Raw genomic sequence first — 1,902 nt, 5'->3', positions numbered from 1 at the left:
GAGGGCCGTCCCTCAGTCATCTACAATGACTTTTGGGACACCCTCCGTGATACATGATTCGTTTTTATTTTAAGCGAGAGAAGTGCTCGCAGCGGCAGCATCCGATTCGTCATCAGCCTCAGCCAATGTCTCCGGCTTTTTGCCAGGGTGAAACTCTCCCTCTGTTTTGGAGATGACTACCGTGGCAACCCCGTTGCCGATCAGGTTGGTGATGGCGCGTGCCTCTGACATGAAGCGGTCAACCCCGAGCAAGAGAGCCATCCCCTCTACCGGAATCATCGGGAATGCCGCCAGTGTAGCAGCGAGGGTGACGAAGCCGGAACCGGTCACACCTGCAGCGCCTTTTGAAGTCACCATCAGAATGCCGAGCAGGGTAAGCTCTTGCCATATGGTCAGGTCAATGCCGTACGCCTGAGCGATGAAGATCGCGGCCATCGACAGGTAGATCGAGGTTCCATCCAAGTTAAACGAGTAGCCGGTCGGTACGACCAGTCCTACTACGGACTTTCCGCAGCCGTAGTTCTCCAGCCGCTTCATCAGGCTCGGCAGCGCCGATTCGGAAGAAGACGTACCCAGCACCAGCAGAATTTCTTCGCGGATGTACTTGATAAAAGAGAAAATACTAAATTTGTACATTTTGGCAATGAGGCCCAATACAACGATAATAAACAGGAACATGGTCAGGTAGACGGAGCCCATCAGTTTTCCCAGATTCAACAGGGAGTCCAAGCCAAACTTTCCGATGGTGTAGGCCATCGCTCCGAATGCTGCAATCGGTGAAAACCGCATGATCATGTTGACGACGCCGAAAAATCCTTGCGCCAGCTTCTCAAACAGGTTGATGACCGGCTTCGCGGTGGATCCCATCGCGGCCAAAGCGAGTCCGAACAGCACTGCGAAGAACAGGATCGGCAGCAGTTCTCCCTTGGCCATCGCACCAACGACGTTGTCCGGAATGATTCCCATGAGGAAATCCATCACGCCAGTGTGTTCCGCCGCTTCTTTTGTGTACTTCGTGATGTCGCCCGTGCCTGCTGCGCTTTTGTCAAAACCCACGCCCGGCTTTAACAGATTGACTACGACGATACCGATCGCAAGGGCGAAAGTGGTAACGATTTCAAAATAGATCAGCGCCTTTCCGCCGATGCGTCCCACTTTCTTCAAATCGCCCATGCTGGCAATGCCGATCACGACGGTAAAGAAGACGACTGGCGGAATCACCATTTTGATCAGCTTGATAAAGATGTCCGCAAGCACTTTTAGCTGCGCCCCGAACGCTGGGTATAAATAGCCGACGATAATACCGAGAATAATGGCCAAAATGACTTGCACTGTTAAATTCTTCAGCTTTGAAAACACCTTTTGCTCACATCCCATCATCATTTGTGAAAACGTTTACGCTTTTGTAAATCCATTGTAAAATGTTTAGCGGATGATGGAAATGATCTGGTCTTATTGTTCATTTTGGTCTTTTTGGTCGCGGGAAAATGCCTTTTGGTTTGTGTGAACATGGGGGATGGAGACCGAGAAAAATGGGCTCGCTTCGTACGTGGCACGCTGGCGGGGAAGCTGGGACTGGCCGTCTGCACTACAAAAAACGGCACGTCGACCAAAAATGACCAGTAAAAATATCTAATGATTCTTTGTTTTGTGCGAACATTGTGCGAGGAGACCGAGAAAAATGGGCTCGCTTCGTACGTGGCACGCCGGCGGGGAAGCTGGGACTGGCCGTCTGCACTACAAAAAACGGCACGTCGACCAAAAATGACCAGTAAAAATATCTAATGATTCTTTGTTTTGTGCGAACATTGTGCGAGGAGACCGAGAAAAATGGGCTCGCTTCGTACGTGGCACGCCGGCGGGGAAGCTGGGACTGGCCGTCTGCACTACAAAAAACGGCAC

The 1,902-nt window shown here is 51.3% G+C and carries 1 protein-coding gene; it reads right to left on the bottom strand.

Features of this window, described 5'->3' with window-relative positions:
* Positions 1 to 69: 69 nt before the first annotated feature.
* A complete protein-coding gene (locus ACI7RC_RS21085; RefSeq protein ID WP_408110167.1) occupies positions 70 to 1,377 on the bottom strand; it encodes a dicarboxylate/amino acid:cation symporter in 1,308 nt (435 codons plus the stop codon).
* Positions 1,378 to 1,902 lie beyond the last annotated feature (525 nt).

Source organism: Brevibacillus sp. B_LB10_24, assembly GCF_046036945.1.
GTDB lineage: Bacteria > Bacillota > Bacilli > Brevibacillales > Brevibacillaceae > Brevibacillus_C.
This window is presented reverse-complemented; position numbering and strand designations above follow the sequence as displayed.